At 62.0% G+C, this 26,709-nt stretch carries 21 protein-coding genes and 4 tRNA genes; 11 read left to right on the forward strand and 14 right to left on the reverse strand.

Features of this window, described 5'->3' with window-relative positions; all coding sequences use genetic code 11:
• Window positions 1-36: 36 nt before the first annotated feature.
• On the forward strand, window positions 37-1,050 hold the full coding sequence (locus O3297_RS24500) for a D-2-hydroxyacid dehydrogenase family protein (RefSeq protein ID WP_305050553.1): 1,014 nt from the start codon (window positions 37-39) through the stop codon (window positions 1,048-1,050).
• Here the strand turns inward: O3297_RS24500 and O3297_RS24505 are convergent.
• Window positions 1,038-1,811 carry a hypothetical protein gene (locus O3297_RS24505; RefSeq protein WP_034781196.1) on the reverse strand — a complete coding sequence of 258 codons (774 nt, stop codon included), beginning with the start codon at window positions 1,809-1,811 and terminating at the stop codon, window positions 1,038-1,040. The genes O3297_RS24500 and O3297_RS24505 overlap by 13 nt on opposite strands.
• A gap of 178 nt (window positions 1,812-1,989) precedes the next feature.
• On the opposite strand from O3297_RS24505, the gene O3297_RS24510 reads away from it, so the two are divergent.
• Both O3297_RS24510 and O3297_RS24515 read left to right on the forward strand, forming a co-directional pair.
• Entirely contained in the window at window positions 1,990-2,475 is a 486-nt protein-coding gene (locus O3297_RS24510; protein ID WP_034781194.1) for an asparaginase domain-containing protein, read from the forward strand.
• 520 nt (window positions 2,476-2,995) lie between these two features.
• Window positions 2,996-5,731 carry a TonB-dependent receptor gene (locus tag O3297_RS24515; protein WP_305050557.1) on the forward strand — a complete coding sequence of 912 codons (2,736 nt, stop codon included), beginning with the start codon at window positions 2,996-2,998 and terminating at the stop codon, window positions 5,729-5,731.
• Window positions 5,732-5,866: 135 nt separating this feature from the next.
• Here the strand turns inward: O3297_RS24515 and O3297_RS24520 are convergent, their stop codons facing one another.
• Window positions 5,867-6,763, reverse strand: coding sequence for a recombination-associated protein RdgC (locus O3297_RS24520; RefSeq protein ID WP_034754435.1), 897 nt, complete (start codon window positions 6,761-6,763; stop codon window positions 5,867-5,869).
• Between the two features lie 118 nt (window positions 6,764-6,881).
• Window positions 6,882-8,036, reverse strand: coding sequence for a DNA polymerase IV (gene dinB / locus O3297_RS24525; RefSeq protein ID WP_305050647.1), 1,155 nt, complete (start codon window positions 8,034-8,036; stop codon window positions 6,882-6,884).
• Between the two features lie 173 nt (window positions 8,037-8,209).
• Here dinB and O3297_RS24530 point away from each other — a divergent pair, with 173 nt between their 5' ends.
• The 8 genes from O3297_RS24530 to O3297_RS24565 all read left to right on the forward strand — a co-directional run bounded on the left by O3297_RS24530 (window position 8,210) and on the right by O3297_RS24565 (window position 13,530).
• Complete coding sequence (locus tag O3297_RS24530) at window positions 8,210-10,384, forward strand: S9 family peptidase (protein ID WP_305050560.1); 2,175 nt, start codon at window positions 8,210-8,212, stop codon at window positions 10,382-10,384.
• Window positions 10,385-10,594: 210 nt separating this feature from the next.
• A tRNA-Val gene (locus O3297_RS24535) sits at window positions 10,595-10,670 on the forward strand.
• 54 nt (window positions 10,671-10,724) lie between these two features.
• Window positions 10,725-10,801: transfer RNA gene (locus O3297_RS24540), tRNA-Asp, on the forward strand.
• A 217-nt stretch (window positions 10,802-11,018) separates the two neighbouring features.
• Window positions 11,019-11,094 (forward strand) — tRNA-Val (locus tag O3297_RS24545).
• Between the two features lie 57 nt (window positions 11,095-11,151).
• A tRNA-Asp gene (locus O3297_RS24550) sits at window positions 11,152-11,228 on the forward strand.
• Between the two features lie 112 nt (window positions 11,229-11,340).
• Window positions 11,341-12,438: a hypothetical protein gene (locus tag O3297_RS24555; protein WP_305050561.1), complete on the forward strand. Its 1,098-nt coding sequence runs from the start codon at window positions 11,341-11,343 to the stop codon at window positions 12,436-12,438.
• Window positions 12,429-13,055, forward strand: coding sequence for an ATP-binding cassette domain-containing protein (locus O3297_RS24560; protein WP_305050562.1), 627 nt, complete (start codon window positions 12,429-12,431; stop codon window positions 13,053-13,055). The genes O3297_RS24555 and O3297_RS24560 overlap by 10 nt, the downstream gene beginning before the upstream one ends.
• Before the next feature lie 136 nt (window positions 13,056-13,191).
• The gene (locus tag O3297_RS24565) at window positions 13,192-13,530 is read left to right on the forward strand and encodes a CzcE family metal-binding protein (protein ID WP_305050563.1); all 339 of its coding nucleotides are present in this window, start codon (window positions 13,192-13,194) and stop codon (window positions 13,528-13,530) included.
• 68 nt (window positions 13,531-13,598) lie between these two features.
• Here O3297_RS24565 and ahpF read toward each other — a convergent pair whose 3' ends face one another.
• The 11 genes from ahpF to O3297_RS24620 all read right to left on the reverse strand — a co-directional run bounded on the left by ahpF (window position 13,599) and on the right by O3297_RS24620 (window position 26,655).
• On the reverse strand, window positions 13,599-15,194 hold the full coding sequence (gene ahpF, locus O3297_RS24570) for an alkyl hydroperoxide reductase subunit F (RefSeq protein ID WP_305050565.1): 1,596 nt from the start codon (window positions 15,192-15,194) through the stop codon (window positions 13,599-13,601).
• A gap of 98 nt (window positions 15,195-15,292) precedes the next feature.
• Window positions 15,293-15,856, reverse strand: coding sequence for an alkyl hydroperoxide reductase subunit C (gene ahpC / locus O3297_RS24575; protein WP_034780873.1), 564 nt, complete (start codon window positions 15,854-15,856; stop codon window positions 15,293-15,295).
• 188 nt (window positions 15,857-16,044) lie between these two features.
• Window positions 16,045-16,449, reverse strand: coding sequence for a DUF3597 domain-containing protein (locus O3297_RS24580; protein ID WP_034780875.1), 405 nt, complete (start codon window positions 16,447-16,449; stop codon window positions 16,045-16,047).
• A gap of 170 nt (window positions 16,450-16,619) precedes the next feature.
• Window positions 16,620-19,463 (reverse strand): EAL domain-containing protein, encoded by a 2,844-nt coding sequence (locus O3297_RS24585; RefSeq protein ID WP_305050567.1) that lies wholly within the window; start codon window positions 19,461-19,463, stop codon window positions 16,620-16,622.
• A 134-nt stretch (window positions 19,464-19,597) separates the two neighbouring features.
• A complete protein-coding gene (gene rbsD, locus O3297_RS24590; protein WP_034780878.1) occupies window positions 19,598-19,990 on the reverse strand; it encodes a D-ribose pyranase in 393 nt (130 codons plus the stop codon).
• Window positions 19,991-20,003: 13 nt separating this feature from the next.
• Window positions 20,004-20,912 (reverse strand): ribokinase, encoded by a 909-nt coding sequence (gene rbsK, locus O3297_RS24595; RefSeq protein ID WP_305050569.1) that lies wholly within the window; start codon window positions 20,910-20,912, stop codon window positions 20,004-20,006.
• Window positions 20,909-21,967: a LacI family DNA-binding transcriptional regulator gene (locus O3297_RS24600; RefSeq protein ID WP_305050571.1), complete on the reverse strand. Its 1,059-nt coding sequence runs from the start codon at window positions 21,965-21,967 to the stop codon at window positions 20,909-20,911. Before O3297_RS24600 ends, rbsK begins: the two co-directional genes overlap by 4 nt.
• 14 nt (window positions 21,968-21,981) lie before the next feature.
• Complete coding sequence (locus O3297_RS24605; RefSeq protein WP_034780885.1) at window positions 21,982-22,953, reverse strand: ABC transporter permease; 972 nt, start codon at window positions 22,951-22,953, stop codon at window positions 21,982-21,984.
• 17 nt (window positions 22,954-22,970) lie between these two features.
• Window positions 22,971-24,521 carry a sugar ABC transporter ATP-binding protein gene (locus O3297_RS24610; RefSeq protein ID WP_092613231.1) on the reverse strand — a complete coding sequence of 517 codons (1,551 nt, stop codon included), beginning with the start codon at window positions 24,519-24,521 and terminating at the stop codon, window positions 22,971-22,973.
• Window positions 24,522-24,605: 84 nt separating this feature from the next.
• A complete protein-coding gene (locus tag O3297_RS24615) occupies window positions 24,606-25,565 on the reverse strand; it encodes a sugar ABC transporter substrate-binding protein (RefSeq protein ID WP_034780889.1) in 960 nt (319 codons plus the stop codon).
• Window positions 25,566-25,773: 208 nt separating this feature from the next.
• Window positions 25,774-26,655 (reverse strand): EamA family transporter, encoded by an 882-nt coding sequence (locus tag O3297_RS24620; RefSeq protein WP_305050572.1) that lies wholly within the window; start codon window positions 26,653-26,655, stop codon window positions 25,774-25,776.
• Window positions 26,656-26,709 lie beyond the last annotated feature (54 nt).

The raw sequence follows: 26,709 nt of genomic DNA on the forward strand, positions 1-26,709 counted from the left end.
TCCCTACCAAATCCTCACTAAAATCGGCCATCCAACATGAAAATTGCCATACTTGATGATTACCAGGATGCCGTGCGCAGCCTCGATTGTTTCCAGTTACTCGATGGCCATGAGGTCAAAGTGTTCAGCAATACAGCGCGGGGCCTGGGCCAGCTGGCGATCCGTCTGGCGCCGTTCGATGCGCTGGTGCTGATCCGTGAGCGCAGCAGTTTCAACCGGGCCTTGCTGTCGAAACTGCCGAATCTGAAACTGATTTCGCAAACGGGCAAGGTCAGCGGACACATCGATGTGCCGGCCGCCACCGAGCTGGGCATCGCCATCGCGGAAGGCATCGGCTCGCCCACGGCGCCGGCCGAACTGACGTGGGCGCTGATCATGGCGGCGCAACGCAAGATCGTGCCGTACGCGCAACATTTACAGGAAGGGCTGTGGCAAACGTCATCCATCGAGCCGGCGCGCAACACGCTCGGCACGGTATTGAAAGGGCGCACCCTGGCCATCTGGGGCTACGGCAAGATCGGTCAATTGATCGCCGGCTATGGCCGCGCCTTCGGCATGACCATCCTCGTGTGGGGCAGCGAAGCGAGCCGCGCGGCAGCCGTGGCGGCAGGCGATACGGCGGCAGAATCGCGTGTAGCCTTCTTCGAGCAGGCAGACGTGCTGAGCTTGCACCTGCGCCTGTCCGACAGGACGCGCAGCCTGGTCACAAAAGAGGACCTGGCGCGCATGAAACCGACTTCCCTGTTCGTCAACACCAGCCGCGCCGAACTGGTCGCCGATGGGGCACTGGAAGCGGCACTGCCGCAGGGACGCCCGGGCGCCGCGGCGCTGGACGTGTTTACGGACGAGCCGCTACCGCCAGGCTCGCCATTGCTGCTGCTGCCGAACGTGCTGGCCACGCCACACCTGGGCTACGTCGAGCGTGACAGCTATGAGCTGTATTTCCGCTACGCCTTGCAAAACATCGTCGATTTTACGCAGGGTCAATGCACGCGCCTGCTCAATCCCGAGGCATTGCAACACGCGCGGCAAGCCCCTCAGGAGCGCTGAAAGCCCTTCAACAAATCGGGCTCGCCCGTGATGCGGATGGCGGGCGCCGGCAACACGTGCCGGCCGCGCCACAGGCCGGCCCAGCCGGGCGGCCAGGCGATGTCCGGCCCACCGTACGGCGCCACGCCGGCGCGCACGGCGACGACCGGCACGGGCGGCATGTCTTGCAAGGGCTCGCCTGGCGTGCGCTGCATGTCCAGGCTGTACATGTAATTAGGCAATAAAGCATCGCAGACGCGGCCAAACCAGTCGCTATGGTCGTCGTCGCGCCCTAGCGCCTGCGCCAGGCCTTGCGGATCGAAACGGGCCAGGGCATCGATCAGCTCGCCAGTGGTGGCGCCGGGCGTATCGCCCCAACCCATCACGGGGTTGACGTTGTAATCGGCGCCCGAGCCGTACCAGCCTTCGCGCCAGGGCCGCTGCATCCAGTCGCGCGGCCCCGCAAACAAATGCCAGCGCCAGTGCAGACCGGAAGGCTTGGGCCAGGAATACAGATACAGTTTTTGATAGCCAGCCTGGTGCAGCTCACGCACCATGGCCATCAGGCGTGCATGCGGCATGCGGTCCGGCGGCGCGCGGCGAAACAGGATCGCTTCGCCATCGGCGAATTGCACGTCGTCGGTCGACAGGTTCAGGTCCAGGGTCCGCGCTTCGCTGCCGAAACGGGCGGCGATCCAGCCCGTCAGCAAATTGACGGACGTAATCACCCCGTAGCCGCGGTGGCGGTGAAAAATGACGGTGCCGGGAGCGAGCGCTTTCATACGGAGTCGGGGTGGCAGGCAAACAAAGAAACCAGTGTACTCACAGATGGCCAAATTTTCCAGATGCGGTGCTGGCACAGGGCGGCAGGCACGCTGCCCCATCTGCGGCGGCATTCACGCAACGGTGCCAATCCACGCTATCATGCGCGTCATTCTCCACTGACATCGTGACCACATCATGACTTTGCGCATACTCGCCACTGGCGGCACTTTCGACAAACACTACAACGAATTGAACGGTACCCTGGGCTTTTCCGACAGTCATTTGCCGGCAGCGATTGCCCGTGCGCGCATGACGGCGCCCGTGGCGCTGGAGCAACTGCCCCTGCTCGATTCGCTCGACATGCAGGATGCGGACCGCCAGCGCGTGCTGGCCTCGTGCCGCGCGGCACAGGAAAAAGCCATCGTCATCATCCACGGCACCGACACCATGCGCGAAACGGCGCAAGTGCTGGGCGCGGCGAACCTGCAACAGACGGTGATCTTGACGGGCGCCATGATTCCCTACGAAATCGACAACTCCGATGCCTTGTTCAACCTGGGCTTTGCCTGCGGTGTGGCGCAAACCTTGCCAGCCGGCGTATATGTGGCCATGAATGGCCAGATCTTCGCCTGGGACAATGTGCAAAAGAACCGCGCCGCCGGCGTATTCCAACCCTTGTAAGCCTTTGGCAGACGGGGCGCGGCAAGCAGACCGGCACACGGTCTGACTGACACTCTGTCACAATTCCACCAGCCCGTTTTAACGGGCTTTTTTTACGTTTTTTTACCTTTCATAAATTCTGCAAAGCAATAGTTTTTCTCGAATTATTGTAGGTAAAACATCGAATTGCCAATAGAATAATTTTATGTTGTAAAAAAACACCATTGATCATTTTTAAAAACGACGATATATATAAATATAAAACTGCAATTTAACATTTAAATTAAATATTCTTCTGTATCTACAATTTATTGCCAAATCCAACACGGTTGAGGTGCATTTTTTCTTGCTGAGACGACATAATGTTTGCCTCGACAAGTAAGAAGTGCATTTATAACAATATTGCGCTAAGTAGTCTTCCACCTCCCCCAGACGTGGTTCCGCCTACCGTACACGCCGCCGCTGACCATCTATCCGATGGTTTGATACGTGCTCGTGTACTGCTTGTCGTTATTAAAACTACTACGGAGTAATTGTTATAATGGCATTTAAAGAAAAAATTGGCGTGCGCAGCGTACGCCTGGCCCTGACCGTACTGGCAGGTAGCGTCTTGTTCTCTGGCCAATCCATGGCGGACGAAGCAATTCAAAAAGTTGAAATTACCGGTTCGAGTATCAAACGTATCGCCGTCGAAGGCGCCCTGCCTGTACAACGCCTGTCGCAAGAAGCGATCGCCAAATCGGGCGCCACTTCGGTAGCCGACCTGATCCAGGCCCTGCCAGCCATGCAAGGCTTCACCATCGGCGCAGTTGCTGCCGGCTCCGATTCGGGCGGCAATACCAGTGCATCGCTGCACGGTATCGGCGAGTCCTACACCCTGGTACTGCTGAACGGCCGCCGCATCGCGCCACAAGGCTCCGGCACCACGGTCAACCTGAACGCCATTCCGATGAGCGCGGTTGAGCGCGTCGAAATCCTGACCGACGGCGCTTCGGCCCTGTACGGCTCGGACGCCATTGCCGGCGTACTGAACTTCATCCTGAAGAAAAACCAGCAAGGCGCCACCCTGGAAGCCACCTATGGCGGTCCGGAAGACAAGGGCGGCAACGCCTGGAATACCAGCGTTACCTACGGTTTCGGCGACCTGGACGAAGACCGCTTCAACGTGCTGGTATCGTACCGCCACGACGAGCAATCGAAACTGCGCGCCACTGACCGCAAGTTCGCCGCTACCTCGTATGTGCCATTCAGCCGCAACGGCAATAACTACATCTGGGACCGCACCAGCACCTCGGGTTCGCCAGCAGGCGCCACCGTTGCCTACAAGAGCGGTGCGCCATCGACCGCGTTTTCGCCATACCTGGCTAAAACCGGCGGTCTCAATTGCCCTGACGGTTTCGACATCACCACCGCCAATGCACGCGCTTGTGGCTTCGACACTGGCTCCACCGTGGAAATCGTGCCGCAATCGAAACGCGACAGCCTGTTCTCCAAAGCAACGTACAAGCTGAACGACAACCTGAACGCATTCGCCGAAGTCGCCTACTCGCGCTACGACCTGACCGCGCGTATCGCCGCCAATCCGATCCCGATTGCGATCTCGACGAAAAGCGCTCTTTACGCAGACTATGTGGCGCCATACCTGACGCCAGCGCAACGCGCCGACGTCAAATCGGTGACCGCCAACTACCGCAGCACCGACTTCGGCCTGCGCGCCAGCAACACCATCACCGAAACCAAACACATGGTCGTTGGTGTGGAAGGCGAACTGGGCGCGTGGAACTTCGAAAGCGGCCTGACCTGGTCGCAAAACTCGATCGACGAGCGCTACACGGGCGGTTACCAGAAGAGCCAGGAGTTCAAGAACATCCTCGCCAATCCGGACTTCAACCCGTTTGCAGCGACGCAAAAGCCATCCGTGCAAGCGCAAGTCGCTGGCGCGCAATTCGTCGGTTCGGTGCGTACCGCATCGACCACGATGCGCGGCGTCGACACGCACGGTTCGCGTGAATTGTTCTCCTTGCCAGGCGGCAAGGCCAGCCTGGGTATCGGTGGCGACTACCGCACCTATACCTATGAACAATCGCCTGGCAGCAATGCCACCGGCGACGACATCTACAACTTCAACACGAAGGCCGCCTACGACATGAGCCGCGACACCTACGGCGCGTTCGTCGAGTTACTGGCACCGTTGACCAAGTCGTTCGAAATGACCGTTGGTGGCCGTCACGATGCTGTCAAGGCAATCGATGACAAGCTGAACAACAAAACTGTCGGCAAAAAAGACAGCGCCAATACCTACAAGGTATCGGCACGCTGGCAGCCAGTACAGACCGTGCTGATCCGCGGTTCGTACGGCACGGGTTTCAAGGCGCCAAGCATGCTGGAAATTGCTCAGCCACTGGTCAATGCCGGCTTTACCGCCAAGAAATTTGATTGCCCTTACCCAGGTTCGCCACTTTGCCGCGCAGAAGCAACGCAATACAACGCGGTATCGCAAGGCAATCCAGATCTGCAATCGGAAAAATCGAAGCAGTTCACCCTGGGTTTCCGTGTAGAGCCTAGCTCGGCCTTCTCGTTCGGCGCCGACCTGTGGGATGTGAAGCTGCGCAATGCCGTATCGGAAGTCTCCGAAGAGCAAGCATTTGCCGATCCGGTCAAGTATGCGTCGAGCTTCGGCGAATACATCGAGCCATCGACCGGTATCGCTTACTACGCGTTCAAGAAACTGTCGGTCAACATCGGCAAGAAGGAATACCGTGGTATCGACTGGGATCTGTCGGCCAACCACAAGTTTGACTTCGGTAAGCTGACGGCCCAACTGAGCGGTACGCACATGTTGCACGCCAACTACACCAAAGCCGGTAGCGACGATATCTACACCAGCAACATGAACTTCTTCGGCGACACCAACGAAGTCACGTTCCGCAACCTGATGAAGCTGACGACGACCCTGGACACGGGCCGCCTGAGCAACACGGTAACCGTCAACTACCGTAACGGCTACACCGATGCAGCCGCAACCGTGTACAACCTGGCGACCCAAAAAGAAGAGAAAAACTTCCGCCTGCAAGTACCGTCGTACACGACGTTCGACTGGCAAGCACGTTTCGCCTTTGACAAGCAAACCACGATCCGCGCAGGCATCAAGAACCTGTTCGACCGTGCTCCACCGCTGTCGCTGCGCGCTTCGTCGGGCCACCAGATCGGTTTCGACCCACGCTACGCCGATCCAATGATGCGTTCGTTCTACATCACCGGCAACTACAAGTTCTAATTTGACGTTTTGAATTAGCTTGTCTGAAAAGCGCCTTGCACTTCACCGTGCAAGGCGCTTTTTTTATGTTGCAACATATTGCACAGGCGAAAAAAAAGGAGCCGCAGCTCCTTTTTCGTCACAGCATGACCGCGCTTACGCCGTCGCTTCGCCGCCCAGGGCTTCGACCACGTCGGCCATCAGCTTGCTCAGTTCGCCCGTCATCAGCATCACGTCGCCGTCGAAACGTTCTTCGTCGTTCTTCGTGCTCGATTCCGTTTCCTTGATCACGTCCAGCGGCTTGACGCTCTTGATGGCCAGCGATTCCGTCAGCACGAACGAAATCTTGTCGTTCCACGTCATCGCCAGGCGCGTGCACTGCTTGCCGGCCGCGATGTGGCGGCGCACGTCGTCCGCTTCCAGGGTGTGGCGCACGTAGCGCACGGTGGCCTTGCTTTCGCCCGTGGCGCGCAATTCCGTATCCATGTCGACCGTGAAGCCGGCAGGCGCATCGTCGGCCTGCAGCCATTCCGTCATCACCGCCACGGGCGAGCGCTGCACGCGCAGGCTTTCCAGCGGCAATTTGTCGACGGCTTTCAACAGCAGCTTGATGACTTCATCGGCCTTTGCCGGGCTGGCGGCATCGACCACCAGCCAGCCATTGACGGGGTCGATCCACGTCCAGACGTTGCTGCGGATGCTGAAGGCGCGCGGCAGCAACTCGTCGGCCACGCGTTCCTTCAATTCCTTCATGGCTTTCTTGCCAGGCGCAAAGCCTTGTGCTTCTTCCATCTCGGCAGCGCGGGCCTTGGCCACCTGATTGATGACGGTCGCTGGCAGCAGTTTCTTTTCCGTGCCCAGCAAGATCAGCATCTGCTTGTTGACCACGTGGACCAGGCCGCCGTTCGGGCGTGGCGTATCCCAGCCCTGGCGCATCAGATCCATGCTGGTCGCCGGCGTAAATTTGTTCGAGGACAAGGCCTCTTCCAGTTGTTCTGGCGTATAGGCCCAAGGTGCGGGCAGGCGGTAAATCTGAAGATTCTTGAACCACATAGTTTTTGTCTTCCGTTTGTTTCAGTAGTGCCAGGGGAACGCCATTCTACACTTTCGACACGGGAATGCCGTCAAAAGCGCGGACTGGCGCGGTGTTGTTGATGCATGGGGAATGCCGCTACAGGGCGGGGAACAGCTCCGCCTGGGCCGGCGCCTGCCGCGTCACGATGGCCGGATCGGACAAGGTCGAGATGCGCACGCCCAGCAGGCGGATTTTCTTTTCAAATGGCACGCGCCGCAAGCAATCGCGGCTGGCGCGCAGGATGGCGGCGGCGTCCGCCGTGGCGCTGGGCAAGGTGATGTCGCGCGTGACGGTGCTGAAATCCTCGAAGCGCAGCTTGATGCCCACCGTGCGCCCGGCCAGCGATTGCTTGTCGAGGTCGCCGGCCACGCGCGTGCACAGGCTTTCCAGCTTTTCCGACAGGGTGGCGCGGTCGCGCACCACCTGCAAGTCGCGCTCGAACGTCGTTTCGCGGCTGACGGACTTGGTTTCCCGGCTCGTCTGCACAGGTCGGTCATCGATGCCCAGCGCCGCCTGGCGCAGCCAGCCCGTATACAAGTCGCCGAACTGCGTGCGCAGCATGGCCATGTCGGCCCGTGCCAGCTCGCCGATGGTGACTATGCCCAGGGCCTCCAGCTTGGCCGTCGCCTTCGGGCCGATGCCATTGATCTTTTTCGCCTGCAAGGGCCACACGCGCGCTTCGATATCCTCGGGCTGCAAAATAGTGAGACCGTCCGGTTTTTCCAGGTCGGAACAGATTTTTGCCAGCAATTTGTTGGGCGCCAGGCCAATCGAGCACGACAGGCCCGTCGCCTCGGACACGGCCGCCTTCAGGCGCGCCGCCATGGCCGGCGCCTGCTCGCCATACTCCGTCAGGTCGACATAGATTTCATCGATGCCCACGTTCTGGATGATGGGGCACAACTGGGCCACGGCCTGCTTGAAGCGCGCCGAATACTCGCGGTAAGCCTCGAAGTCAGCCGGCAACAGGATGCTGTCGGGCGCCAGCTTGGCCGCCTTCATGATGCCCATGGCGGAAAACACGCCAAACGCGCGCGCCGCATAGGTCGACGTGGTGACGACGCCGCGCCCCACGTAATCGCGCATGCGCGCAAACTGCCGCGTGCCGTCTTCCTGCAGCACGGGCTGCTGCAAGCGCCCGCCGCCGATGACGACGGCTTCGCCGCGCAGTTCCGGATATTTTAATAGTTCCACGGAGGCAAAGAAGGCATCCATGTCCAGGTGGGCAATCCAGCGGCGGGTTTCAGGCAATGTAAGGGCAGATGTGGTCAAGGGCACCTCGCGGCGGGATGCTGTCGGATACTGTAATTATATACAGTATCACTGCAAATGTCCGTGGATGCAAGTTGAAACGCACAAGCACGGCGGTTGCTTTTCTCAATAGCAAGATTACAATCCTGACACAACTATGAAAGGGAATCGCCTTGTCCATCGCCCATCACGCTTCGCGCCGCCGGTCCGCCTGGTTATCCATCCTGCCGGCCCTGCTGCTGTCCACACTGGCGCCATCCGCGCTGGCCGACGCCACCAACACCGTTGCCGCCACCCTCGCCACCGCGCCTGTCGCCGCCAAGACGGCGTGGCAGGAAACGCGCCACGGCACGGTCGTCACGGACGACTACCGCTGGCTGCAAAAGAAAACCGATCCTGCCGTGATCGATTACCTGAATGCGGAAAACGCCTACACGGCCGCCGTCACGGCGCCGATCCAGCCGCTGGCCGACAAGGTGACTGCGGAGGTCAAGGGCCGCATGCAGGAAGTGGACCTGTCCGTGCCTGCGCGCCAGGGCAATTTCTACTATTACACGCGCACGGAAGCGGGCAAACAATACCCGATTCACTGCCGCCGCCCCGTCGGCAAGAACGGCGCCTACGATGCGCAGGCGGCTGAAGAAATCTTGCTGGACCAGAATCAATTGGCCGAAGGCCAGAAGTTCTTTGCCGTGCGCGCATTCAGCATCAGCCCGAATGAACAGTTGCTGGCCTACACCACCGACACGACGGGTTTCCGCCAGTACGAGCTGCATGTCAAGGACTTGAAGACGGGCAAGTTGCTGGGCGATACCATGCCTCGAGTCACGTCCCTGGCCTGGGCGGCGGACAATGCGACCCTGATGCTGACGCAGGAAGACGCCACCACCAAGCGCGCGGACCGATTGTTCCGCCTGCCGCTGGGCGGCACCTTGCAGCAGGTCTACCACGAGCCGGTGGAACAGTTCGCCATCGGCGTGAGCCGCACGCGCGACCATCGCTACTTTGTGCTCACCGCGCGCAGCACGGATACGAGCGAAGTGCTGCTGCTGCCAACGAGCATGCCGCAAGGCACCTTTCAATCCGTGCTGAAACGTGAAAAAGGCCACCGCTACGGCATCGAGCACCGCGATGGCCAGCTGTATATTCTGACCAACAAGGAGGCGAAGAATTTCCGTGTCGTCAGCGCGCCGCTGTCCGCGCCGCAGCCGAAGAACTGGAAGATCGTCGTGCCGCACAACAAGGATGCCGTGATCCAGTCCATCGACGTCTTCCAGGGCTACCTGGTGGTGATGGAAAAGGCCCGTGCCCTGAACCGCGCGCGCATCCTTGATTTCGCGCATAAAAACTGGAAAACGGTGCAGTTCGACGACCCCGTCTACCTGGCGACATCCGTCGGTACGCCGGAATTTTCCTCCACGCAATTTCGCATGTCCTACCAGTCGCCCGTCACGCCGCCCACCATCATCGACGTCAGCATGCAAGACGGCAAGCGCACGGTGCTGAAGCAGCAGGAAATCGTCGGCGGCTTTGACGGCAGCCGCTACACCACGCAGCGCCTGTGGGTGAAGGCGCGCGATGGCGTGCAAGTACCGCTGTGGATCGTCTACAAGAAAGGCGTCAAGCTCGACGGTTCCGCGCCGCTGCTGCTGTACTCGTATGGTTCGTATGGCATTTCCACGGAAGCGAGCTTTGCCATCAGCCGCATCAGCCTGCTGGACCGTGGCGTCATCTATGCGCAGGCGCATATCCGCGGCGGCACCGACATGGGCGAAGCCTGGCATGAAGACGGCATGCTGATGAAGAAGAAAAACACCTTCAATGACTTCATCGACAGCGCCGACTACCTGGTGCGCGAAAAATGGACCAGCCCGAACCGCCTGATCATCCAGGGCGGCAGTGCGGGCGGCTTGCTGATGGGCGCCGTCGTCAACATGCGCCCGGACCTGTTCCACGCCGTGCATGCGGCCGTGCCGTTTGTCGACGTGATGAACACCATGATGGACGCCAGCCTGCCGCTGACGACGGGCGAGTACCTGGAATGGGGCGACCCGAACCAGAAGGCGGCCTACGACTACATGCTCAGCTACTCGCCGTACGACAACATTGCGCGCAAGAATTACCCAGCCATGCTGGTGACGACGGGCCTCAACGACAGCCAGGTCATGTACTGGGAACCGGCCAAGTATGTGGCCAAGCTGCGCGCGTACAAAACGGATGGCAATCCCCTGCTGCTGAAAACGAATATGGGCGCCGGCCACGGCGGCGCCTCGGGCCGCTATAACGCTATCGCCGAGAATGCGTTCAATATAGCGTGGATGCTGTCGCAATGGGGCATCACGGAATAGGAGCCCTGAGAAAAAGCCCATGGCAGCGTTACATTGCCTCGCCGTACTATTCGTACTGTCTTCGGCAATGCGCCTTGCCCTGAACTTTTTTCAGATGCTCCCAACCGCATTTTTGAAAAAAGCGCTTGCAGAAGGATTCCGCCCGTCCTATAATAGCGCCTCTTCCAGACGTGGTGACAAACGTCGGGATAGTTTTCTGAGACAAGCAACGGGTGCTTAGCTCAGTTGGTAGAGCGGCGCCCTTACAAGGCGTAGGTCGGGAGTTCGAGCCTCTCAGCACCCACCAAATCAGAAAACTGTCCAGTGCTTCATGGATCAGCAACACAGATCATACGAGCTTGGAGTGGTAGTTCAGTTGGTTAGAATACCGGCCTGTCACGTCGGGGGTCGCGGGTTCGAGTCCCGTCCGCTCCGCCAATAAAAGAAAAGCCCTTTGGTTCTCTGAACCGAAGGGCTTTTCCCATTTCAGAAGCCAAAAACACGTCACGACGCCCTTCCAGGAACATTTTTGCGCTTTTCAGCAAAAAAACTGCAGTTACCCCTCAAGAATAGTTGCACAAGCAGGAAAGCGCCCCCTATAATAGTGCCTCTTCCAGACGTGGTGACAAACGTCGGGATAGTTTTCTGGGTATGCGGGTGCTTAGCTCAGTTGGTAGAGCGGCGCCCTTACAAGGCGTAGGTCGGGAGTTCGAGCCTCTCAGCACCCACCACCAATACAGAAAATTATCCAGTGCTTCATGGATCAGCAACACAGATCATACGAGCTTGGAGTGGTAGTTCAGTTGGTTAGAATACCGGCCTGTCACGTCGGGGGTCGCGGGTTCGAGTCCCGTCCGCTCCGCCAATAAAAGAAAAGCCCTTTGGTTCTCTGAACCGAAGGGCTTTTCCCATTCTGGGACCACAAATGCTCTAGAATCAGCGCTCCTGCTGACTCTGCCGCTCCTGCCTCGATGCGCTTGCCCCGTAGTACTCATCCCTATATCGCTCTGCGGCTGCGCCTGGCCCATCATGCTTTGCTGCAATTTGCCGCCAGCCTGACCAGTTCCATGGAAATCTTCTTTTTCCTGGCCGGCCCCGTCTTGCTGGGCTTGCTCAGCGTCATCGCCCTGCCCGGCTTTCTCGCCGTGGGCCTGCCCTGGCCCGCCGCCCTGGGCCTACTGGGCGCGCAAGCGTTGTTCACTTGCCTGCCCGCCTGGCTGCTGCGCAAGCGATTGTTGCCGGCCCCCCTCGCCGTCTGGCTGCGCCAGCTGCCCTTGCCGCGGCGCCTGCGCTGGCAAGCCGACGTGGCCGTGGCCGGCCTGCTGATGCTGCCGCTGGGACTCGCCTATGCCGTCTCGGCCAGCATCTGGCTGGCGCAGTCGCCTCCCTGGCTGCGCCCGATTGCCGCGCCCGGCATCGCTGCCACCATCACCGTCTGGCTACTGGCCTGGCTGTTGACAACGCTCATCGTGGCGCAGCGGCTGCGCGCGCCGCGGCCCGCAGCAAGGGCGCGCCCGCCAACGATGACCGCGTATGTGCCGCAACGGCCCCGCTGGCGCACCGGGTTCCTGTGGCGCCAGCTGTTCTGGCTGCCGTTCTGGCGCAATGACAATGTGATCGGCCTGCAGCAAAGCGTGCTGCTGGCCACGGCTGGCGCCAGCATGCTGGCCTGGCTGCTGCGCGCACCGCTCGTGCCCGCGCCACTGCTGGGTTTGCTGGCCAGCGCCAGCCTGGTCATTCTGACGGACCGGGGCGACAAGGCCGTGCGCGAGCAGATCGCCGTGCTGCGCCCCACGCTGAACGCCTGGCCCATGGCCAGCACGGCCTTGACGCGCCTGGCCTGCGCGGCCAGCCTGCTGCCGCCGCTTGCCGTGCTGCTGGCAGGCGCCGTCTTGCTGTACGCCACCGATCCCGCCGCCTTGCGGCAGCGCGTCACCAGCGTGTACGCCATCACCGCCAGCGCGGCCCTGCTGGCCATCGTCGGCCTGCCCCGCCTCACGGCGCGTGGCCGAGTCGCCCTTGTCGTCCTGTCCATCCTTGCCTTGAGCGCCATCGGAAGCGAATTATGGAATTGAACCTGTCGTCCCCCACCCTGCAGATCGAACACCTCGATTTCCACTTCCCCACGCACAGCGTCTTCCAGGGCTGCAATCTGCAATTCGGCCCCGGCATCACTTGGCTGCGCGGCGCGAACGGGGCCGGCAAGACAACCCTGCTGAAGCTGGCGGGCGGCGCCCTGCTGCCCGCGCGCGGCGCCATCCGCCTGGACGGTATCGACAGCGGCTTCATGCCGCTGGCCTACCGCGCGCAAGCGTTCTATTGCGGCGGCGACGCACCCGCCCTGCCCTGGCTGCAAGTGCACGAATTTCTCGACCTGCATCTGGCCCTGTATCCGGGCAGCGACCAGTCCCTGCTGAACGACGAGCTGAGCGCGTTTGCCATGACATCAACCTTGCAGCAAAGCATCAACGCCCTGTCCCTGGGCCAGCATAAAAAACTGCAACTGGCGCTGGCCCTGGCCTTGCCCGTGCGCCTGCTGCTGATCGATGAACCGTTCAACGGCCTCGATGCGGCGGCCATGCTGTACCTGCGCGCGCGCCTGGCCGATCCCGCCCGCCTGGCGCGCCAGTGCATCGTGCTGACCAGCCACCTGGCGCCGGATGTGCCGCTGGCAGCCACGGTGGAAATATAGACAGGAAATACAGCTTTGCAGATCGACCAAGGACAGCTTACGATGCCGTGTTGCAAAATCCGGCGATCCCGGTGCAGCCATTACCCATAACACGGCGCGCTTATTCACCGCGCCAGGCTTATTCTTGGAGATTACTATGTTGAACACCCACCGCAGCGCCCTGGCGATTTTGTGCGCCGCCTTCGCCGCCTCGGCCATCGCGGCCGGTCCGACAGGCACGGCCGCCGACTATGGCAGCAGCGCCCCGCACGCCGCCGCCCAGCGCAGCATCGACCTGCAGCCCGACACGCGCCACATCAACGTCACTCACGGCGAAACCGTCACCATCGCGCGCGCCGGCCAGCGTTTTACGTGGCACGTGCAAACCTTCAACAACAAGACCGTCTTCGCCCTGGCCGAGATCGCGCCGAAGGACATGCCCGTCGATGGGATTCAAGTGTATGTGGCCGGCAACCCGCTGTACGCGGGCAGCTGATTTCCTGCGCCCATAAAAAAACCGGAACCACCTTGCGGCGTTCCGGTTTTTCTTGATACGGCTAATAGTTACGCCGTCAGTGCTTCCTTGGCGGCAGACTCTTCGACCACTTCCTCGTCATCCGAGCGGATCAGGTGATCAAAGGCGGACAAAGCTGCCTTGGCGCCTTCGCCGGTGGCGATGATGATCTGCTTGTACGGCACCGTGGTGACGTCGCCGGCCGCAAACACGCCGGGGATCGAAGTCTGGCCACGTGCATCGACTTCGATTTCGCCGTGGCGCGACAACGCTACCGTGCCTTTCAGCCACTCCGTGTTCGGCACCAGGCCGATTTGCACGAAGACGCCTTCCAGCTCGACCTTTTTCGACTCGCCGCTGACCCGGTCCGTGTAGCTCAGGCCATTGACGATCTTGCCGTCGCCGTGGATTTCGGTGGTTTGCGCCGACGTGATCACGGTCACGTTAGGCAAGCTGTGCAGCTTGCGTTGCAGCACCGCATCGGCGCGCAGTTCCGCGCCGAATTCGATCAGGGTCACGTGCTTCACCAGACCGGCCAGGTCGATCGCCGCTTCCACGCCCGAGTTGCCGCCGCCGATCACGGCCACGCGCTTGCCCTTGAACAGCGGACCATCGCAGTGCGGGCAGTAGGCGACACCGTGGTTGCGGTATTCCTTCTCGCCCGGCACGTTGATTTCGCGCCAGCGGGCACCCGTGGCCAGGATGACGGTCTTGGCTTTCAAGATGGCGCCATTGGCCGTTTCAATCTGCACCAACTTGCCTGGCGTCAATTTCGCGGCGCGCTGGGTGTTCATGATGTCGACTTCGTATTCCTTGACGTGCTGTTCCAGCGCCATGGCGAACTTCGGACCATCCGTTTCCTTGACCGAAATAAAATTCTCGATGGCAAGAGTGTCGAGCACCTGGCCGCCGAAACGCTCGGCCAGCACGCCCGTCTTGATGCCTTTGCGGGCCGCGTAGATGGCTGCTGCCGCGCCGGCAGGGCCGCCGCCGACGATCAGGACATCAAAGACGTCTTTCTTGTTCAGCGCTTCCGCCTGGCGTGCACCGGCGTTGGTGTCGAGCTTGGCGAGGATTTCCTCGACATTCGTGCGTCCCTGGCCAAAGTGTTCGCCATTCAGGAACATCGTCGGCACGGCCATGATCTGGCGCGCTTCCACTTCTTTCGGGAACACGCCGCCATCGATGGTGGTGACCTTGATGCGCGGGTTGATCACGGCCATGGCATTCAATGCCTGCACCACTTCCGGGCAGTTATGGCAGGAGAGCGAAATAAACGTTTCAAACTCGTAATCGCCGTCGAGGTTGCGGATCTGCTCGATCACGGCGTCGTCGAACTTGATGGTGTGGCCGCCCACTTGCAGCAGCGCCAGCACCAGCGAAGTAAATTCGTGGCCCAGCGGCACACCGGCGAAACGCACGCCGATGTCGGAGCCGGTACGGTTGATGCTGAACGACGGGGCCCGTACGCCAGCGTCAAGGCGCTCGACCAGCGTGATCTTGTCGCTCAACAGGACTATTTCCTGGAGCAATTCCTTCATCTCGCGGGCTTTTGCGCTGTCATCGAGAGAGGCGACCAGCTCAAGCGGATACACCACTTTTTCCAGGTAGGATTTCAGTTGGGTTTTGAGGGTTGCATCTAACATGATTTTTTCTTCCTTTACAAATATTTAGGCGAATGCCGGGCCGGACGCCCGGTCCGGCATCGCGGTAACTACTTGTTTGCTACGTGCTGCATCGAGACTTAGATCTTGCCAACCAGGTCCAGCGATGGGGTCAGGGTTGCTGCGCCTTCCGTCCATTTGGCTGGGCAAACTTCGCCTGGGTGAGCGGCAACGTATTGAGCTGCCTTAACTTTGCGCAACAGTTCCGATGCGTCACGGCCGATGCCGTTGTCATGCACTTCCAGTACTTTGATGAAGCCGTCCGGGTTGATGACGAAGGTACCGCGCAGTGCCATGCCTTCTTCTTCGATCATGACTTCGAAGTTGCGCGACAGGGTACCGGTTGGGTCGCCGATCAGTGCGTATTGCACTTTCTTGATCGCGTCCGAGGTGTCGTGCCATGCTTTGTGCGCGAAATGCGAATCGGTCGAGATGCCGTAGACATCGACGCCCAGCTTCTGGAATTCAGCGTGGTGATCGGCCAGATCTTCCAGTTCGGTTGGGCAAACGAAGGTGAAGTCGGCTGGGTAGAACACGAATACCGACCACTTGCCTTTCAGCGACGCTTCCGTCAGGTCGACGAATTTGCCATTGTGGAATGCGGTTGCCTTGAATGGTTTAACTTGGGTATTGATGAGCGACATAGTCATTTCCTCTCGTGTGGTGAATCAGTAAGACCCTAGTGTAAGGGGTTTTATTCCATATGCAAAATTGATTGTCACAATAGTTTCAATTAGTTTTAGCTATCACGACGCCATGGGAACTCCATGATAGGCAGTTCCCACAGGATTGGATAGCGGTGACAGTGGATACCCCTGCCGCCGCCAGGTGTTTAGTTCTTCAGTTCGTCCGGTACCTTGCCGCCGTTTTCCGCCAGCTTGATCATCACCTGGCGGTGCAGCCAGATATTCATGCTGGCCGAATCATTGGTGTCGCCCGTGAAATGCAGCTCTTGCGCCAGTTCCTTGCGCGAAGCCAGGCTGCTGTCGAGTTGAAGCAGTTTCATCAGGTCGACGATGGATGTGCGCCAATTGAGTTTTTCCGCGTTCTTGCTGGCCAGGTCGACCAGCACCACTTCCACGTCCACCACGGGCACGGCAGCCGCTGGCGCAGCAGGTGCAGGTGCGGCCGCCGGTGCTGCGGCAGGTGCTGTCGTGGCGGCGGCCGGCGTGGCTGCCGGGGCAGCGTCGGACGAATGGTGGAAGATCTTGTTGTAGATATTGCTGAAAATGCCCATGAGGTCACCTCGAGTTGAGTGAATGGAAGAAATATTGCCTGCGCACCCGGTGTAGGTACCGGTGACAGCAAAGCCGGGCGCAGGCGCCAGCCCATCGAGTATAAGCCCGTTCAAGCCGGGAGCCCTGTCCCGCAGGCTTGCGTCAGATCTGGTGGCCGGCGACGCCTGTTTCAAGGGTGCAAGGGCCGCTGCGCGTGCAGCAGGGCATCGAACGCTTCGATGGTCAGCGGCGGCGCAAACAGCTCGCCTTGCGCAAAATCGCAGCCGATCTCCAGCAGCCGCGCGCGCTGCTCTTCGGTCTCTACCCCTTCGGCAATGACCTGCAAGCCCAGCTTGTGGGCCATGGTGACGATGGCTTCGCACAGCACCAGTTCGCTGGCACCGGGCGCCAGCTTGCGCACCAACACGCCATCGAGCTTCAGGTAATCGATGCCGCACTGCTGCAGCTGCGTCAGCGAGGCATGGCCGCTGCCGAAGTCGTCAAGGGCGATCTGCAGACCCGCTTCGCGCAAGTGCTGCAGGCGGGGCGCCATGCTATTGCCGCTAGGTAAAAGTACATCTTCGCGCATGTCGAGCACGATGGCCGAGGCCGGCACATCGAGCGCCATCAGCTGGCGCAGCCAGGTGCCGGGCGCCTCCACTTCGCGCTGCAGCTCCAGCGGCGACTGGTTCAGGCACAGTTGCAGCCCCGGCAAACCGATGGCATGGCCCTGCGCGCGCCAGTGCAGCAGTTGCGCGGCCGCCGTGTGCAGCACCCAGTCGCCGATCTCCACGATCAAGCCGCTGCTTTCGGCCAGCGCCAGGAAATCCGGCGGACATACCACACCCCGCTGCGGATGATGCCAGCGCAGCAAGGCTTCCGCCTTGGCAAGCTTGCCGCTATGCAGCTCGACGATGGGCTGGTAATACAGCTGCATCTGCTGTTCGCGCAGGGCCGTGCGCAAATCCGCCCCCATGCGCATGCGGTTGACGGCCGCCACCTGCATGGCAGGCGTAAAGTAACTGTAGCGGTTGCGCCCCGCCCCTTTCGACACATACATGGCCTGGTCCGCCTGCTTGAGCAAATCCTCGATCGTGCCCGCGTCGTCCGGATACAGGGTGATGCCGATCGAGGCCGAGACGAACGCCTGCTCCTGTCCCAGCAGAAACGGCGCCAGCAAGCCGTCGAGTATCTGCCGCGCGATGCGGTCAACTTGCTGCAGATCATCAAGGTCGGACAGGATTACCGTGAACTCATCGCCACCCAGGCGCGCTACCGTATCCGTCTCGCGCACGCCCACGCGGATGCGCCGCGCCGCCTCGATCAGCAAGATATCGCCTTGGTGGTGGCCCAGGGTGTCGTTGACTTCCTTGAAGTGGTCGAGGTCGATGAACAGGATGGCCACGCGGCTCGCATCGCGCCGCCCCTGGGCCAGCGCCTGGCGCAGGCGCTCGTGGAACATGCGCCGGTTCGGCAATTGCGTCAGGGTATCGAAATTGGCTTGCTGCCAGATCAGCGCTTCCGTTTGCCGCTTGTCCGTCACGTCTTCCAGCATGCACAGGTGGTGCGGGCCACCGTGACGCGTCGTGGCGATGGCCGTCACGGAAGCGTCGACCCACACCACGCCGCCATCGGGCCGCACGATGCGCTTGGCATGGCGAAAGCCTTGCAGACTGCGCGCCAGCAACTGCGCCACCTGCTCTTGCTCGCCGGCCACATCGTCGGGATGGCTGATTTCCATCCAGCTCGTTTGCTTCATGTGTTCCAGGCTGCGCCCGCTGATGGCCAGGTAGCGCGGATTGATGTCGAGAAACTGTCCGCTCACGGTATCGATCAGGGCGATGCCCATGGGCGCTTCCTCGAACATGGTGCGAAAGCGCAATTCTCCCTGGCGGATGGTGTCCTCCGTGCGGCGGCGCTCGCGCGCCAGGTTGTTGAAGTGAAAGGCGGCCGACACGGCCAGCAAGCTGCCCGCCAGGCCCAGCGACAGGTACAGCCAGCCCAGGTCGGCGCCTGGCACGGCACGGTACAAAAACCCCTTGTAGACGCGGCTGTCCGTGGCATTGCGCGGCAGCACGCCCATGCTGGCATACGTGTCGGCGATGTGCTGCCAGCGCTGGGGATTCATGTAGCCAAGCTCCACCAGCACGGGCTGCAGCAGCAATTCCATCTGCTGCGCCTCGTACAGCAGGTGCGCGCGGTCGTGGCGCTGGCTGTACTTGGCAAGGATCACGCGCGCCATTTCCTCGCGGTGCGCCATCGCATATTGCCAGCCGCGCAAGCTGGCCGCGCGGAACGCTTTGACCCGTTCGGGATGGCGGCGCAGTTCGTACTCGCTGGTAAACAAGTTGTCGCCGTAGAAATCGATGCCGGCCGTGCGCGGCGTAAACTGGTAGTAGGAAAAGCCCGCCCGGTCCAGGTAATCCGGTTCGTTGGTGGAATATGCGGCAATCGCATCGACCTTGCCATCGATCAAATCCTCGATACGGTAGCTGGGCGGCAAGTGGCGCATCTGTTGCGGCGCGACGCCCATTTTCGCCAGGAACAGCGACACTTCATCAGCCGCAAGCGCCACGTCGGTGGCCGCACCGATCATGACGGGCGCCCCCACCAGCTTGCGCACGTCGGGCGCGCCGCCATGCTGGCGCATCAGCAGCACGCTGGGCGAATGCTGGAACACCACGGCCAGCACCACCACGGGCTTGCCCGCCAGCCGGCTGAGCAACAAGGTGCTGTTGCCCACCCCATACTCGGCCTGGCCCGTCAGCACGGCCGCCTCGGCCAGCCGTCCGCCACCGCCTTCGACCAGCTTGACCTCCAGCCCCGCCTCGCGGTAATAGCCTTGCTCGATGGCCGCATAATAGCCGGCGAACTGGAACTGGTGCGTGAAATTGAGTTGCAGGGTAACGGGTTCCAGCGCCCGGGCTGGTGTGGCCAGGCACAGCAGCAGGAGGAAAAAGCCGCGCCAGCCGTGCGCCAGCCTGCCGGCGAGCGGCAAGACAAAGCGGAAAGCGTCGGGGGCTTTCATCGGCATGGCGGAACACCACAGGAAGCTGCCGAGCTGGCAGGGGTAAGGCTATTGTAGCCGCCCCTTTTGCCGATGGATAATTATTTCAGTGAGGACAATAGCGTTGATGTTTTTGGCAAACAATTTCGCGTTTGTTTGCGCTAGAACACGACGCCGGCCACCAAAATCACGTTGGCGTACGGACTGCACTCGCCCGTGCGCACGATGGCGCGCGCGCCCTTGCTCAATTGCTTGAACTCGTCGTGCGTCACCTGGCGCGCATCGGGCAAAGCCAGGGCCGCCACCTGCGCCGCCATGGCCGGATTATGCTGCGGTAACTCGCTGGCGAGCAAATGGTATTCCACCTGCATTTCGCTTAATACCGTGTTGACGGTATCGATGAAGCCGGGGATGCCGCGCGTCAGGGCCAGGTCGATCAGGGGCACGCCCGGTTGCGACGGCAAGCCCGCGTCGCCGATGACGAGCATGTCGCCATGGCCCAGCGATGCGATCAGTTGCGACAGTGCGATATTAAGCAGCGGTGATTTTTTCATGGGCGTGGTGTCGTTAGAACAGCTCGTGCAAGTGGGGGATCGACGTTTGCGCGCCGGGCTTGGTGACGCTCCAGGCAGCCGCGCGCTGGCCTTGCTGGATCGCTTCCGCCTCGTCCATGCCGGAGGCCAGGCCTGCCACAAAACCGCCGATGAAGGTGTCGCCGGCGGCCGTCGTGTCGACGGCTTTCACCACTTCGGCGGGGAAGGTGAAGTCGCCGCCGTACAGGGCCGCGTGCACGCCCTTGGCACCCAGGGTGATGATGACGTTGTCGCTGCCCAGCTTTTGCAGCGCGGCGGCCAGCGCCTTGGCATCCGCGCCTTCCGGGCTGACGCCGGCCAGCATGGCCGCTTCGATTTCATTCGGGATCAGGTAGTCAACCAGTTCCAGCACGCCTTCCGGCAGGCTGGCGGCCGGGGCCGGGTTCAGCACCACGGTCTTGCCCAGCGAACGGGCCAGCTTGATCGCGTGCACAACGGTGGCCATCGGCGTTTCCAGCTGCAGCACGACAATATCCGCCTGTTCGATCAAGCCTTGCGCCGCGTCGATGTGCGCAGGGCTGAGCAGATCGTTGGCGCCGCCGGCGATGACGATGCTGTTCTGGCCATTGTCGTCCACCAGAATGGAAGCGATGCCGGATGCCACGCCCGGCAAGGTGGTGATGTGGCTGTCGATGATGCCGTCGCCCACCAGCGCCGCGCGCAAGGTGGCACCGAACGCGTCGTCGCCCACGCAAGCGACCATGGCCACTTGCTGGGCGCCCGCCACTTTGCCGCTCAGGCGGGCGCAGGCGACGGCCTGGTTGGCGCCCTTGCCGCCAGGAATGGTTCGAAAAGCGCCGCCCGTCAGGGTCTCGCCGGGGAGGGGCATGCGCGGCACGCGCAAGACCAGGTCCATATTGATGCTGCCGATAACCACGATCATGATGTCATTCCCATCAGTTCAGTTGCAGGTGAAGAAGTAGGTGCGGAAGAAGTTACAGCGGCAGCCACGCTGGAGCCGCGCACGTGCAGTGCGGGCGCAATGCTGCGCTGCTGGCGCGGCAAGGCGGGATCGGCGATGCGCGCCAGCAGGCAGGCGGCCGTGATGCGGCCCAGCTCGCGCGTATTTTGCGCCACGCTGGTCAAGGCCGGATGCACGAAGCTGGCCAGGTCGATATCGTCGAAGCCGACGACGGCCAGTTCGCCCGGCACGGCAATCCCGCGCTCGGCGGCGGCGCGCAAGGCGCCGAAGGCCATCAAGTCATTGCAGCAGAACAAGGCGTCCGGGCGCTGGCCTGGCGGCAGCGCCAGCAAGTCCAGCGCGGCCGCATAGCCGCCCGCACTCGTAAAATCGCCATGGCGGCACAGGGCGTCGGCCAGAGCCACGCCCGCGTCCGCCATGGCGCCGCGCATGCCGGCTATGCGTTCATTCGAGATGCTCACTTCACGGGGACCGGCGATGCAGGCGAGGCGCCGGCGTCCCAGCTCCAGCAGATGGCGCGCGGCCAGCACGCCGCCGGCGCGGTTGTCGACGGCCACGGCATCGATGGACAGGTCGCTGGGCGCGCGGTCGAGCAGCACGGCCGGCACCTTCATCTTGCGCAGCAATTCGCCATCGCTGTCGGCCAGCGCGGACAGAATCAGGCCGTCGCAGCGCTTGGTCAAGAGCACGTTCAGATAGTCGCGCTGCTTGACGGGGTCGTCATCGGAATTGCACAGGATCACGCTGTAGCCGGCCGCGTAGCAACTGTCCTCGATGCCGCGCGCCACTTCCGAGAAATACGGGTTCGTATTATTCGGAATGATCAGGCCGATAGTGCCCGTGCTGCGGCTGCGCAAGGAACGCGCCAGCGCGCTGGGCACGTAATGCAATTGCTCCGCCGCCGCCAGCACGGCGCGGCGCGCCTCGTCGCTGACTGGGCGGGTATTGTTGAGGACGTGCGAGACGGTGGTAAACGACACCCCCGCCGCCTGCGCCACTTGTTTGATGGTTGCCATGGGCGATGTGGCGCTTAGGCGCGTTCGCCGCGGCGGCGGTAGGTGTCGAGCACCACGGCCGCGACGATCACCAGGCCCGTGACGATGCGTTTCACGGGTTCGGACACGCCCACTTGCGCCAGGCCCGCTTCCAGCACGGAAATAATCAGCACGCCGATAAAGGTGCTGATGACGGAACCGCGCCCACCCATCAGGCTCGTGCCGCCGATCACGACGGCGGCGATCACTTGCAATTCCATGCCTACGCCGCCGTTCGGGTCGGCCGCTTCCAGGCGCGACACCTGGAACAGCGCGCCCACGCCGGCCAGAAAGCCCATCAAGGCAAACACCAGTACTTTCGACGGTTTTGTATTGATGCCGGACAAACGCACGGCTTCTTCATTCGTGCCGATGCCGATCCAGTGGCGTCCCAGCACCGTGCGCGTGAGCACCAGGTGGCCGATGACAACGATGGCGATCGAGGCGATGAAAGCGGGCGACAGGCCGAAGGCGATCGGCGAACTGATGCCGTCAACGGCGCTGCCGATGTATTCCGTGCGCGAGTTCGTCACTTGATACGCGAGGCCCCGTGCCATTTCCAGCACGCCCAGGGACACGATGAACGAGGGAATGCGCCAGCCGACGGAAATCAGGCCCGTGGTGGCGCCGCACAGGGCGGCGACGAACATGCCCAGCAGGGCGGCGCTCCACACGGGCCAGCCCCAGTGCACGACGGCCAGCGACAGCACGGAAGCGGCCAGCGCCATCACGGAACCGACCGATAAATCGATGCCGCCGATGATCAGCACGAACGTCATGCCGACCGCCATCACCACCAGGGTGGGGATGTTGTTCGACAGGGTGCTCAAGGTCGCCAGGGTAAAGAAGTTTTCGCTGGCAAACGAGAACAGCACGCACATGGCGACCAGGGCGCCGATCAGGCCCGCATAGTTTTTCAGGTCGGCCAGGCTGCGCTGCAGATACGAAGGAGAGGAATTGGTGGTCATGGGAATCTTTCCGGCGATCAGGCCGCAGCTGGAGTGGAAGTGGGGGTCAAATAGCCGGAGAAGGCGGCCGACAGCAGGGCGTCCTGGCTCCAGGCGCCGCGCTCGAAGGTGTCGACGATGCTGCCCGCGCTCATGACGGCGATGCGGTCGCAGATCAGCATCAGTTCGCGCAAGTCGCTCGAGACGATGACGAGGCCCTTGCCCTGGCGCGCCTGTTCGGCCAGCACCTGATAAATATCAAACTTGGCGCCGATATCGATGCCGCGCGTGGGCTCGTCGAACAGCATCACGGGGCAGTCGCGGTACAGCCAGCGGGCGATCACCACCTTTTGCTGGTTGCCGCCGGACAGCTCGGCCACCGTTTGCGCGCTGTTGCGCGAGCGGATACCCAGGCGTTGGATATAGTCGTCGGCCACCGATGCTTCGGCCGTATCGTTGAGCCAGCCGGCGCCGCTGACGGTATCGAGCGACGCGAGGGTCGTGTTGACGGCAATCGACTGGCGCAGCAACAAGCCTTGTCCCTTGCGGTCTTCCGTGATCATGGCGATGCCGGCTTTCACTGCTGCCTGCGGCGAGTGCAAGGCGGCGGGCGTCGCGCTGTCGCCGAGGAACACCTCGCCCGCGTCGGCGCGGTCGGCGCCAAAGATCAGGCGCAGCAATTCCGTGCGGCCCGAGCCGATCAGGCCGGCGATGCCGAGGATTTCGCCGGCGCGCAGGTCGAACGAGGTCGGGTTGACGACCTTGCCGCGCGCCAAGCCCCGCACGCGCAGCAGCGGCGCGCCGATGGTGCGCCCGCTCAAGTCGACGGCATCGTCGGCCGAGCGGCCCACCATCAGGCTGACCAGGTCGGCGGCGGAGTGGCCCGCGATATCGTCGTCGCACACGAGCTGGCCATCGCGCAGCACGGCGATGCGGTCGGCCACGCGCTTGAGTTCTTCCAGGCGGTGGGAAATATAGATGATGCACACGCCTTCGGCTTTCAGGCGTTCGATTTGCAGGAACAGCAATTCCACTTCGCGGTGCGTCAGCATGGCCGTCGGCTCGTCGAGCACCAGCAGGCGGCAGGCACCGATCAGATTGCGCGCGATCTCGATCATCTGCTGGTGGCCGATGCCCAGTTCGCCGACCAAAGTCCACGGATCGAGGCCGCCCAGGCCCACTTTCTCCATCTGTTCGCGCGCGTCGCGCTCCAGGCGCGTACGGTCGATGAAACCGAAACGCTGCGGCAGGTTTTTCAGGTACAGGTTTTCCGCGATCGACAGGGTGGGAATCAGATTGAGTTCCTGCATCACCATGCGGATGCCCAGCGCTTCGGCGGCGCCGCGCGAGGCGGGCTGGTAAGGCTTGCCGTCGAGCAACATCGTGCCCGTGGTGGCTTGCTCCAGGCCGCAGATGATCTTCGACAGCGTGCTCTTGCCCGCGCCGTTCTCGCCCGTCAGCGCCAGCACCTGGCCAGGGGCGAAGCGCAGGCCCACGCCACCGAGGACGGGGCCGACATAGGACTTGCCGATGTTATCGAGCGTTAACAAGGGGATGGCGGCTGGCGCCGGTGAAATGTCGGTGGGCATGATAAAACTCCGCGGTAGTGGCGGCGGGGCCGGCGCCGCCTACTCGGTGAGTACGCAGGCGCCGGCCCCGGCGGGATCAAACGATCAGGACTTGGCGCCCTTGGCGACCAGTTCGACCTTGGTTTCGATGACGCCACCAAGCTCGGCCTGTTTCTTCTTCTGCGCCAGGGCTTTCAGCACGGTCTCGATGCCGAACACGGCTTGCTGCGAACCGAACTGGTCGGCGGTAGCCAGCACGCGGCCATCGGCCAGCATCGGCTTGATGGCGTTGATGTTGTCGTAGCCGACGACGAGCACTTTGCCCGTCTTGCCGGCCGCCTTGATGGCGGAAATGGCGCCGATGGCCATGTTGTCGTTACCGCACAGCAAAGCCTTGATATTCGGATTGGCATTCAGCATGGCGGCCGCCACCGTGTTGGCCGGGGCGATTTCCCACTGGCCCGACTGCACGCTGACGACCTTGGCGCCGGCCGCGTTCATGGCGTCCTGGAAACCCAGGGTACGCTGCTGCGCGTTGTAGGTGGTGGACACGCCTTCGATGATGCCGACGGGGTCGCCCTTCTTGATCTGCTGGGCCAGGTAATCGCCGACCACCTTGGCGCCCTTGCGGTTGTCCGGGCCGACGAATGGCACGGAAATGCCCTTCTCTTTCAGGGCGCCCGCGTCGAGCTTGTTGTCGATATTGACGACGATGATGCCCGCGTCGATGGCTTTCTTCAGCACCGGCACCAGCGCTTTCGAATCGGCCGGCGCGATCACCAGCGCGTTGACGCGCGAAACGATCATTTGCTCGACCAGCTTGATCTGGCTCGACGTATCCGTTTCATCCTTGATGCCGTTCGACAGCAAGTCGTACTTGGCGGCATTGGCCTTCTGATGCGCCTTGGCGCCATTTTCCATGGTCAGGAAAAATTCATTGGCGAGCGACTTCATCACCAATGCCACCTTTGGTTTGGCTGGCGTCTGCGCCATCGCCGGCACGGCGGGCAAGGCACACACGAGGACAGCGGCGGCAATCATTTTCAGGCGAATACGGGATGTCATGAGCGTCTCCAGAGTTGTTGGTCAAGCACGTGTACTGCATGCTTTTTAGGAAATTCGTTGCGCGCAAACGTTTGCGCGAAGCGAATAGTGCCTCAATGCCCTATTACAGTGCAAGCAAAACTGTATGTGCGGTGCAGCAAAAAGGCAGCGCCCAGAGGGAAAGGGACAGGCTGATGCGATCAGCCTGCCGAGGGGAAATGCGCGGATGTCAGGACTTTGTTGCGGGACGGGCGCTGGCCCACTGCACGGCCAGCACGCTGGCCAGTACCAGCAGCAATCCCAGCATCGACCAGCCCGTCATGGCCTGCCCCAGCACGGCCCAGCCCAGCACGACGGCCATCAGGGGACTGAGCAGTCCCAGCGAGGACACGGCCACGGGCGACAGGTGGGCGATGCCGCGGAACCACAGCGCATACGCCAGCAGGGCGCCGGCCAGGCACAGGTAAGCGTAGGCCAATACTTGCCGCAACGACAAGGCCGGCAGCGGTGCGTCGGCCAGCCAGGCGACGGGCGCCAGCATCAGGCCGCCGAGCAGCAATTGCCAGCCCGTCAGCGCCAGCACGGGCAAGTCCGGCTTCCAGCGCCGCGTCAGGTAGGTGCCGGCCGCCATGCACGCCGTGCCGCCCAGCGCGGCGGCGATGCCGACGGGTTCCCATACCGTGCGCGGCGACAGCAATAGCACGCCCATGCCGGCCACGCCCAGCACGCTGGCAAGCAAGGCCAGGCGGGCCGGACGGCGCCCTTCCACGCCCCAGGCCAGGCCCATCACCAGCAGCGGCTGGATGGCCCCCACCACGGCCGCCAGGCCGCCCGGCAAGCGGTAGGCGGCCACGAACAGCAGGGCCTGGAACACGCCGATATTCAGCGCGGACAGAAGCAGTACGCGGATCCAGTCGCGCCGCGCGGGCAGGCGCCGCATGAGCAGCAGCAACAGCAAGCCGGCCGGCAGCACGCGGATCAGGGCCGCCGTGAAGGGCCGGTCCGGCGGCAGCAGTTCGGACGTGACGATATACGTGGAACCCCAGATCAGGGGCGCCAGCGCCGTGAGCAGAATGTCGCCCCAGGCGGGACGGACGGAGGAAGAGGCCATACAACTATCTCGATATTAAGATAAAGCGAGTGTGGTGGCGAACTATCTTGATGT

The organism is Janthinobacterium sp. SUN128 (assembly GCF_030587275.1).
GTDB classification, from domain to species: domain Bacteria; phylum Pseudomonadota; class Gammaproteobacteria; order Burkholderiales; family Burkholderiaceae_D; genus Janthinobacterium; species Janthinobacterium lividum.

Excerpts from the sequence above, each read along its gene's own strand:
- rbsK (WP_305050569.1), bottom strand. The coding sequence starts at position 20,912 with ATGATCGTGGTTATCGGCAGCATCAATATGGACCTGGTCTTGCGCGTG.
- O3297_RS24605 (WP_034780885.1), bottom strand. The coding sequence starts at position 22,953 with ATGACCACCAATTCCTCTCCTTCGTATCTGCAGCGCAGCCTGGCCGAC.
- ahpF (WP_305050565.1), bottom strand. The coding sequence starts at position 15,194 with ATGTTAGATGCAACCCTCAAAACCCAACTGAAATCCTACCTGGAAAAA.
- O3297_RS24500 (WP_305050553.1), top strand. The coding sequence starts at position 37 with ATGAAAATTGCCATACTTGATGATTACCAGGATGCCGTGCGCAGCCTC.
- O3297_RS24600 (WP_305050571.1), bottom strand. The coding sequence starts at position 21,967 with ATGGCAACCATCAAACAAGTGGCGCAGGCGGCGGGGGTGTCGTTTACC.
- O3297_RS24520 (WP_034754435.1), bottom strand. The coding sequence starts at position 6,763 with ATGTGGTTCAAGAATCTTCAGATTTACCGCCTGCCCGCACCTTGGGCC.
- O3297_RS24585 (WP_305050567.1), bottom strand. The coding sequence starts at position 19,463 with ATGCCGATGAAAGCCCCCGACGCTTTCCGCTTTGTCTTGCCGCTCGCC.
- rbsD (WP_034780878.1), bottom strand. The coding sequence starts at position 19,990 with ATGAAAAAATCACCGCTGCTTAATATCGCACTGTCGCAACTGATCGCA.
- O3297_RS24510 (WP_034781194.1), top strand. The coding sequence starts at position 1,990 with ATGACTTTGCGCATACTCGCCACTGGCGGCACTTTCGACAAACACTAC.
- O3297_RS24565 (WP_305050563.1), top strand. The coding sequence starts at position 13,192 with ATGTTGAACACCCACCGCAGCGCCCTGGCGATTTTGTGCGCCGCCTTC.
- O3297_RS24580 (WP_034780875.1), bottom strand. The coding sequence starts at position 16,449 with ATGGGCATTTTCAGCAATATCTACAACAAGATCTTCCACCATTCGTCC.
- O3297_RS24610 (WP_092613231.1), bottom strand. The coding sequence starts at position 24,521 with ATGCCCACCGACATTTCACCGGCGCCAGCCGCCATCCCCTTGTTAACG.
- O3297_RS24620 (WP_305050572.1), bottom strand. The coding sequence starts at position 26,655 with ATGGCCTCTTCCTCCGTCCGTCCCGCCTGGGGCGACATTCTGCTCACG.
- O3297_RS24505 (WP_034781196.1), bottom strand. The coding sequence starts at position 1,811 with ATGAAAGCGCTCGCTCCCGGCACCGTCATTTTTCACCGCCACCGCGGC.
- O3297_RS24615 (WP_034780889.1), bottom strand. The coding sequence starts at position 25,565 with ATGACATCCCGTATTCGCCTGAAAATGATTGCCGCCGCTGTCCTCGTG.
- O3297_RS24515 (WP_305050557.1), top strand. The coding sequence starts at position 2,996 with ATGGCATTTAAAGAAAAAATTGGCGTGCGCAGCGTACGCCTGGCCCTG.
- O3297_RS24560 (WP_305050562.1), top strand. The coding sequence starts at position 12,429 with ATGGAATTGAACCTGTCGTCCCCCACCCTGCAGATCGAACACCTCGAT.
- ahpC (WP_034780873.1), bottom strand. The coding sequence starts at position 15,856 with ATGTCGCTCATCAATACCCAAGTTAAACCATTCAAGGCAACCGCATTC.